The 8,531-nt window shown below is 69.8% G+C and carries 6 protein-coding genes; 3 read left to right on the top strand and 3 right to left on the bottom strand.

Going from position 1 to position 8,531, the window contains the following annotated elements; all coding sequences use genetic code 11:
• Positions 1–356 precede the first annotated feature (356 nt).
• Positions 357–806: a PTS glucose transporter subunit IIA gene (locus tag JHN63_RS42965; protein ID WP_200690562.1), complete on the top strand. Its 450-nt coding sequence runs from the start codon at positions 357–359 to the stop codon at positions 804–806.
• Between the two features lie 78 nt (positions 807–884).
• Positions 885–2,555 (top strand): phosphoenolpyruvate--protein phosphotransferase, encoded by a 1,671-nt coding sequence (gene ptsP / locus JHN63_RS42970; RefSeq protein ID WP_200690566.1) that lies wholly within the window; start codon positions 885–887, stop codon positions 2,553–2,555.
• A 70-nt stretch (positions 2,556–2,625) separates the two neighbouring features.
• Here the strand turns inward: ptsP and JHN63_RS42975 are convergent, their stop codons facing one another.
• Both JHN63_RS42975 and JHN63_RS42980 read right to left on the bottom strand, forming a co-directional pair.
• Entirely contained in the window at positions 2,626–3,522 is an 897-nt protein-coding gene (locus JHN63_RS42975) for a hypothetical protein (protein WP_200690563.1), read from the bottom strand.
• A 22-nt stretch (positions 3,523–3,544) separates the two neighbouring features.
• Positions 3,545–4,753: an MFS transporter gene (locus JHN63_RS42980; RefSeq protein WP_200690564.1), complete on the bottom strand. Its 1,209-nt coding sequence runs from the start codon at positions 4,751–4,753 to the stop codon at positions 3,545–3,547.
• Between the two features lie 111 nt (positions 4,754–4,864).
• On the opposite strand from JHN63_RS42980, the gene JHN63_RS42985 reads away from it, so the two are divergent.
• A complete protein-coding gene (locus JHN63_RS42985) occupies positions 4,865–6,190 on the top strand; it encodes an aminotransferase class I/II-fold pyridoxal phosphate-dependent enzyme (protein WP_307782119.1) in 1,326 nt (441 codons plus the stop codon).
• Positions 6,191–6,211: 21 nt separating this feature from the next.
• Here the strand turns inward: JHN63_RS42985 and JHN63_RS42990 are convergent, their stop codons facing one another.
• On the bottom strand, positions 6,212–8,179 hold the full coding sequence (locus JHN63_RS42990; RefSeq protein ID WP_200690565.1) for an acetoacetate--CoA ligase: 1,968 nt from the start codon (positions 8,177–8,179) through the stop codon (positions 6,212–6,214).
• Between the last annotated feature and the right edge of the window lie 352 nt (positions 8,180–8,531).

Below are 8,531 nucleotides of genomic sequence, written 5' to 3' on the forward strand. Positions count from 1 at the left end.
CCTCTCGGGCTTTCCTCCGGGCTTCCCTTCGGTGTTCCAAACTCTATCAGTGTTTTTCCGGCTCCCTGACCATCGTCCTGCAGGCATGCAGAAGGTGACCCCGGGATAGGATCTGACAAGTTGGGTGCTGCCAGGCCAAGCAAAGACACTTGGTCGCGTCGCTCAGCCTCAAGCAGGAGTACGACTGTACATGCGGCCGTAGAGCAGGTGCAAATCGATTAGAGGTGTGGTCTAGACCACTAATCCGGACCTGTCAGGCGGAACCGGTACTACATATGACATACCCTGCTGCTCAGTGTGCCGTCCGGGACAGGCAGTGACGGCCCCATCACATTTCCACCCCTGGGAGGCTTCCCATGACCAGCGTGACGTCCCCTCTTGCAGGACGTGCCATCGGACTGACCGAGGTGCCGGATCCGGTCTTCTCCGGGGCCATGGTCGGCCCCGGCACGGCCATCGACCCCGTACGTGAACCCTCCGAGGCCGTCTCTCCCGTGGACGGAGTCATCGTCTCGCTCCACCCGCACGCCTTCGTCGTCGTGGACAGTGAGGGACACGGCGTGCTCACTCACCTCGGTATCGACACCGTGCAGCTCAATGGCGAGGGCTTCGAGCTGCTCGTCAACAAGGGCGACACGGTGACCCGCGGCCAGAGTGTGGTGCGCTGGAACCCGGCCGCCGTCGAGGCCGCCGGCAAGTCCCCGGTGTGCCCGATCGTGGCCCTCGAAGCCACGGCCGAGGCCCTCTCCGGTCTCCGCGAGGACGGCGATGTGAAGGCCGGCGACAGTCTCTTCATCTGGGAGTGACGTCAATGCCGTCGTATGACGGCGCGCACGACAACCAACGCGGCGGCGGGACCCGCCGCACTATCGGAGACGGGTGAGATGGAGACAACGCTGCGAGGCGTCGGTGTGAGCCACGGTGTGGCGATCGGCGAGGTTCGGCACATGGGGACGGCGGTTCTGGAACCGCCTGCCAAGCAGATTCCGGTGGAGGACGCGGAGCGTGAACAGGGGCGCGCCCGCCAAGCCGTGGACGCTGTGGCGGCCGACCTGATGGCGCGCGGCAATCTGGCGGGGGGCGAGGCCCAGGCGGTGCTCGAGGCGCAGGCCATGATGGCCCAGGACCCCGAGTTGATGGCGGACGTGGATCGCCGTATCGCGGTGGGCAGTACCGCGGAGCGGGCCGTGTACGACGCCTTCGCCGCCTACCGTGCTCTGCTGGCCGGTGCCGGTGAGTATCTCGCCGGCCGGGTGGCCGACCTCGATGATGTGCGAAACCGTATCGTCGCTCGGTTGCTCGGGGTGCCGATGCCGGGTGTTCCGGACAGCGACGAGCCGTACGTCCTTATTGCTCGTGACCTTGCGCCTGCCGATACGGCGCTGCTGGACCCGACGCTGGTGCTCGGTTTCGTCACCGAGGAGGGTGGGCCGACGAGTCACAGCGCCATCCTGGCGCGGGCGCTCGGTGTGCCGGCCGTGGTGGCGCTGCCCGGGGCCGGGGAGCTGGCTGAGGGCACTGTCGTTGCCGTGGACGGCAGCACCGGCGAGATCTTCGTGAACCCCAGTGCCGAGAAAAAGGAGCAGTTGGCGGCTGCGGCCGCCGCGCGCAAGGCCGCTCTCTCCGCTTCTACGGGTCCTGGTGCCACGTCCGACGGACACAAGGTGCCGCTGCTGGCCAATGTCGGCGGTCCCGCTGATGTACCGGCCGCCCTGGAGGCGGGGGCCGAGGGTGTGGGGCTCTTCCGTACCGAGTTCCTTTTCCTGGACGACAGCAAGAACGCGCCGTCCGAGGAGAAGCAGGTCGAGGCCTATCGGAAGGTGCTCGAGGCGTTCCCCGAGGGGCGTGTCGTCGTACGGGTGCTGGACGCCGGCGCGGACAAGCCGCTCGACTTCCTGACGCCCGCCGACGAGCCGAACCCGGCCCTGGGTGTGCGCGGGCTGCGTTCGCTGCTCGACCACCCCGATGTGTTGCGGACTCAGCTGACCGCGCTCGCGAAGGCCGCCGAGGGTCTGCCTGTCTACCTTGAGGTCATGGCCCCGATGGTCGCGGACCGCGCGGACGCGAAGGCGTTCGCGGACGCGTGCCGGGAGGCGGGGCTGCGGGCCAAGTTCGGTGCGATGGTGGAGATTCCGTCGGCCGCGCTGCGGGCGCGCTCGATCCTGCAGGAGGTCGAGTTCCTGTCACTGGGGACCAACGACCTCGCGCAGTACACCTTCGCTGCCGACCGTCAGGTGGGCGCTGTGTCGCGTCTGCAGGATCCGTGGCAGCCCGCGCTGCTCGACCTGGTCGCGATGTCCGCCGAGGGGGCGAAGGCCGAGGGCAAGAGCTGTGGTGTCTGCGGTGAGGCCGCGTCCGACCCGCTGCTGGCTTGTGTGCTGACCGGTCTGGGGGTCACCTCCCTTTCCATGGGTGCGGCGTCGATTCCTTATGTGCGGACGGCGTTGGCGAAGTACACGCTGGCGCAGTGCGAGCGGGCCGCGCTCGCCGCGCGGGCCGCGGACAGTGCCGAGGAGGCGCGCGCCGCCGCTCAGGCGGTGCTGTCCGGCGAGTAGTCGGGCGGGAAGCCGTCCGTCGGCCGTGGTCCAGGGGCGCCTCACCAGTGGTGGGGCGCCCCTGGCGTGTTCAGTGGTGGTGTCCTCCCGGGGGCTGGTCCAGGTCTCCGAGGTCCGGCGGTACGCAGTAGTCGACGCCTGATTCCGGGGAGATGAGGTCGCCGGACTCGACGTCGGTGCAGTAGGCGTCGAAGACCTCTCCGGCGGTCAGGGCTTCCAGGCCGTCGCCGCGCAGCCGCCAGCCGTAGATGCAGTCGGTGGTGTTCGGGCTGGTGGTGCGCATGACGAGGCCGCCGGGGCTTCGGGTGGCGAGGCCGAGGGCGAGGACCGTGGTGAATTCGAGGGCCTCGGCCTCGTCCAGGTGAGTGGCTCCGTCCTCGTCCTCGTCGGCGTGGAGGACGGCGACGATGGTTTCCGGTTCCGCCGCGACGCTGCAGACGAGGTGTCGGTTGCCGGGCCGAGCGGTGTCGAGGATGCGGACGAGGAGGCCGGAGGCCTGGGTGAAGGCGGCGCGGCCGATGTCCTCGCCGCAGGAGGCGCAGGCGCCGAGGCGGGACAGGAGTGTGGTCGCGTACTCCCAGGTCGCCTGGCGGACGGCCTCGTCGACGAGCGCCGGGAGGAGGTCGGCCAGTGGCTGGCCTTCGTAGAGCAGGGTGGGGCCGGTGGCCGCGAGTTCGGCTGTGAAGCGCGTTCGGCTCGACGGGTTGTCGGGGTCGAGGCCGCTGTCGGCGCAGAACTCGGCGTACTCCTCGGGGTCGAAGAGGGCCACGCTGGTGTGGCTGCCCTGGAGGGCGCGGCTCCTGAGGAGTGCCTCCACCTGTTGGAGGTAGGCGGTGTGGTCGTCGAAGGTGAAGCTGCGGTAGCGCCGCATGGCGCTGAAGTCCTGCTCGTCGGTCAACAGGCCGATGGTGCCGGCGATTTCGCGGCGCAGTACGCGTCGCATGGTCTGGTTGTCGGTGTGCGCCATGTTTCCCCCTGTGCACGGTCGATCAATGCTCACTCACAGTAACCGACGGCACTGACAACGGCGTTCGAGCGAGGGGGTCGCGGACCAGTCGGTGCTGAATTATGCAGGTCAGGGCGATGACGGCGCCGAAAGCGGTCCAGCCGAAGGGGCCGGTGGCGATGGCGGCGGTGACGGCGAGTGGGCCGATGCTGCGCTGGGCGGACTGGGCGAGTCCGTGTACGCCGAGGTAGGAACCCTGCGCTGTGCCGGGTGCGAGGGCGACGGAGAGTTCCCACGAGATGGTGGCGTGGAGCATTTCCGCCAGGGTGAAGGCCGTTGCCGAGGCGGTGAGGAGCAGCGCGGCGGTGACGGCTCCGCCGGTGGCCGAGAGCGCCAGGGTCGTGCCGCCGAGGGCGAAGGCGGCGGAGAGCGGTATCAGCAGGCTGCGGGTGGCCGCTGTCGTGGTCGCGAGTCGGGCCAGGGGGACTTGCAGGGCCACGACCATCACGTTGTTGAGGACCATCAGCAGGGGCGCCAGGCCGTGCGGTGCGTTGCTGGCGTGGGCAATCCACAGTGGCAAGCCGACCTTGAAGACGGCGTCGTCGAGGAAGAGGACGGTCTCGGTCGCGACGTAGGCGAGGTAGGTGCGGTCGCGCCAGGGGTTCGGCGGTGCGGTCGCGGGTGGCGTGCCCTTCGATGTCGCGACGGTGCGCTGCGGTGACGGGGGTTCGCCGCAGCCGAAGGTGAGGGCCGCGACCGCGACGAAGGAGAGGGCGTCGCCGAGGAGGAGCCAGTGGTAGGCGGCGGTCGTGCCGAGGGCGAGTGCCGCGGCGGCGGTGAGGCCGCCCAGGGCCCAGCCCGCGTTGGCCGCGGTGCGGCTGATGGCCTGGTAGCGGATGCGGTCGGGCCCTGCCACGCGCGTGGCGTAGAGCTTGGTGAGCACGTTGGCCGCGCGGTCTCCGAAGCCGCCGAGGGCCGAGATGGTGATCAGCAGGACGTAGTTGTCCGTGGTGAGGAGGGCGAACGAGGCCACGGCGCGCAGGAGTTGGAGGGCGATGAGGACGCGGGTGAGCGGGAACCGGTCGGCGAGGTGGCCGCCCAGGGGTGCGCCGGCGATGCCGATGGCTCCGGCGATCGCGGCGAGGGTGCCCACCTGGGCCACGGAGAGATGCGAGACGTAGGTGAAGTACAGGACGGACACGGAGGCCCACAGGCCGCTGCCGGTGCGGTCGACGAAGGCGATCGCGAGCATTCTGCGACCGTCGCGTCCTCCGGGTATGAGTTTCCGCCGTGCGGGCGCGCGACGCGTGGTGTCCACTGCTCCCCCTTGCAATGAATTATGTATTGATACATAGTTTATGATGTGGCAATACAATATGGGATCAGTGGTACGACGGCCAAGGGAATTGCCGCGTCCGTCGAACGGCGTGTGGCCGATGGGGTGTTGGGCCCGGGGGCCGCGCTGCCTCCGGTGCGGCGGCTCGCGGACGAGCTGGGGGTGAGTCCGGGGACCGTCGCCACGGCGTACAAGGAGCTGCGGCAGCGGGGCATCGTCGTCACGCGCGGGCGGGGCGGGACGGTGGTGGCGCAGGCTCCGGCGGTGGCGTCGCGGCGGCCGCCCCGGGTTCCGGCGGGTCTGCGGGATCTGGCCGGCGGACATCCCGACCCCACGTTTCTGCCCGCTCTGGTGCCGCCCTCACGGTTGTCTCCGGGTGCGCGGTCCCATCGGTCGACGCCTCGGCTGGCGCGGTTGGAGGAGGCCGTGCGGTACTGGCTTCGGCCCGACGGTGTGCCCGTGGAGCATGTGACCTTCGCGCACGGTGCGTTGGATCTGATCGGGCGGCTGCTGTCCGTGGAGTTGCGGCCGGGGGACGCCGTGGCCATGGAGGATCCCGGGTATCACCATCTGCTCGATCTCGTCACGGCGTTGGGGCTGCGCATGATGCCGGTCGCCGTGGACGACGAGGGGATGCGTCCGGATGCGCTGCGCGCGGCACTGCGGGTCGGTGTGCGCGCCGTGGTGTGCAGTCCTCGGGCGCAGAATCCCTACGGGGGCAGCTTCTCGGCCGCGCGCCGGGACGCGCTCGTCGAGGTGCTACGGGACGAGCCGGAGGTGCTGGTGGTGGAGAACGATCACGCTTCCGCCGTGGCGGCCACTCCCCTGTGGTCGCTGACGTCCGGTGGGCTGCCGCGGTGGGTGCATGTGCGGACTGTGAGCAAGTTCCTCGGCACCGACCTGCGTTGGGCCGCGGCGGCCTGTGATCCGATCACGCTGGCGCGGCACGACGGGCGGTTGCTGCTGACGTCCGGCTGGGTCAGTCATCTCCTCCAGGAGACCGTCCACGGGCTGATGACGGACGACGGCACGCGCGCGTTGGTCACGCGCGCGCAGGAGGCGTACAGACTGCGCCGGGAGGCCCTCCACGAGGAGTTGCGCGGGTGGGGAATCGAGGCGCACGGGGCGAGCGGGATGAATCTCTGGGTGCCCGTGCGGGACGAGTCGGCGGTGGTCAACGGGCTGCGGTCGTACGGCTGGTGGGTCGCCGCCGGCGCGCGGTTCCGGCTGTCGTCCGGGCCGGGTGTTCGGATCTCCGTCGCCGAGCTCGAACCGGCCGACGCGGTGCGGCTGGCCTCGGACTTCGCCGCTGTGCTCGGCGAGGGCGAGTCCGAGGCCACCTATGGAGGGTGATCGGTCTCTACGGGAGGTCGATCAGGCGCGTTTGCGGGCGAGTTCCTCGTAGAAGCTCAGCAGGCCGAGGTTGTCGATGGAGCCCGGGTTGACCGCCTTCTCCAGAGGGGTGCCCTGGAGGAGGCGTTTGACCGGGACCTCGATGCGCTTTCCGGTGAGGGTGTGCGGGACGCCGGGTACTTCGATGACCTCGTCGGGGACGTGGCGTGGGGAGAGTTGTTCGCGGATGGTCTGCTTGATGCGCCCCAGGAGAGGGTCGTCCAGGACGGCTCCGGGGGCGAGGTGCACGAAGAGGGGCATCCAGTAGCCGCCGTCGGGCTGTTCGATGCCGATGACGAGGGACTCCTTGATCTCCGGGAGCCGTTCGACCGCTTCGTAGATGTCGGCCGAACCCATACGCACGCCTTGGCGGTTGAGCGTGGAGTCGGAGCGGCCGTGGATGACGACGGAGCCCCGGGAGGTGACGGTGATCCAGTCGCCGTGGCGCCACACTCCGGGGTAGGTGTCGAAGTAACTGTCGTGGTAGCGGGTGCCGTCGGGGTCGTTCCAGAAGTAGATCGGCATGGACGGCATGGGGTTGGTGACCACGAGTTCGCCGACCTCGTCGACCAGGGGTTCGCCGTGCGGGTCCCAGGACTGGAGGTCGGTGCCCAGGCCGGGGGCCTGGAGTTCGCCGATGTACACCGGGAGGGTCGGGACGGCTCCCGCGAAGCAGGAGCAGACGTCCGTGCCGCCGCTGACCGAGGCGATCCACAGGTCGTCGCGGACCTCGTCGTGCAGCCAGCGGAACCCGTCGGGCGGCAGGGGTGATCCGGTGGTGGCAACGCACTGGATCTTCGAGAGGTCGAAGTCGCGGGACGGGTGCACGCCGGCCTTGCGGCAGGCCATGACGTACGCGGCCGAGGTGCCGTAGAGGGTCGCACCGGTGCGTTCGGCGATGCGCCACTGGGCGGCCGTGTCGGGGTACCCGGGGCTGCCGTCGTAGAGGACGATCGTCGTGCCCGTCAGGAGGCCGGAGACGAGGAAGTTCCACATCATCCAGCCGGTGGACGTGTACCAGAAGAAGCGGTCCTCGGGGCCCAGGTCGCAGTGCAGGCCCAGTTGTTTGAGGTGTTCTACGAGGATGCCGCCCTGGGACTGGACGATGGCCTTGGGGAGGCCTGTCGTGCCCGAGGAGTAGAGCACCCACAAGGGGTGCTCGAAGGGGACCTGTTCGAAGACGGGCTCCACGTCGGCGGAGGTCAGGGACGACCATTCCAGGGCGCCTTCGGGGGCGTCGGTGCCCAGGAGGGGGATGTGCACCACCGCGCGCAGGGTGGGCAGTTCGCGGCGGAGTTCGGCGACGGTGTCGCGGCGGTCGTGTTCCTTGCCGCCGTAGCGGTAGCCGTCGACGGTGAACAGGACGACCGGTTCGACCTGTTGGAAGCGGTCGAGGACGCTGCGGGCGCCGAAGTCGGGGGCGCAGGACGTCCAGACGCCGCCCACGGCCGCTGTGGCGAGCAGGGCGACGACGGCCTGCGGGATGTTCGGCAGGTAGCCGCTGACGCGGTCTCCGGGGCGTACGCCGAGGGTGCGCAGTTCGGCGGCCAGGGAGCCGACCTGGCGGCTCAGCTGCGACCAGGTGACGGGGGTCGGCTCGTGGGTCTCGTCGACGTACAGGAGGGCCGGTTCGTCCGCGCGGGTCGCCGTCGCGCGAAGGGCGTGCTCGGCGTAGTTGAGGGTCGCTCCGGGGAACCAGTGCGCGCCGGGCATCGAACGGTCGCCGAGCACGCGCGCGTAGGGGGTCGAGAACCGCACGTCGAACCAGTCGGTGACGGCCTGCCAGAAGGTGTCCGGTTCCGCGACGGACCAGCGGTGCAGGGCCGCGTAGCCGCCGTCGGCGGGGGCTCCGTGGTGTTCGGCCGCCCAGGTCTGGAACCTGGTGACCTGTGCCTGGGCGATGCGTTCCGGATCTGGCTGCCAGAGCGGCAGGGGGTTCGCGGTCGACATGGGGCGGCTCCCGGGACTGTGCGCGTCGTGTGCGTCGTGTGCGTCCGTCGCGCACGTGCGGGGGTGTGCGCGTGACGCGGCTGACACGGACGATGCCATGTGATCGACTTCTGCACCAGGGCGCGCCCCCACATGGTCCGTGTCGTGAACATGTGGCCCCACAGCGGGTGAACGGCAGTTGAACGACTCGGTTATCCGGGGCCCGTAATGGCAGGGTGAGCAGCATGGACGGTCGTGACCTGGTGCGTTCGGTGAAGGTGGTCGGTTCGACGGGGGCGGCGCAGGGTTTGCGTACCGTACGGGCGGCGTGGCGCAGGAAGCGCGCCGACGCCACCGGGCTGCCCGCGCGCGG

Origin of the sequence: Streptomyces sp. MBT65, assembly GCF_016612545.1 — a bacterium.
Taxonomy (GTDB): Bacteria; Actinomycetota; Actinomycetes; order Streptomycetales; family Streptomycetaceae; genus Streptomyces.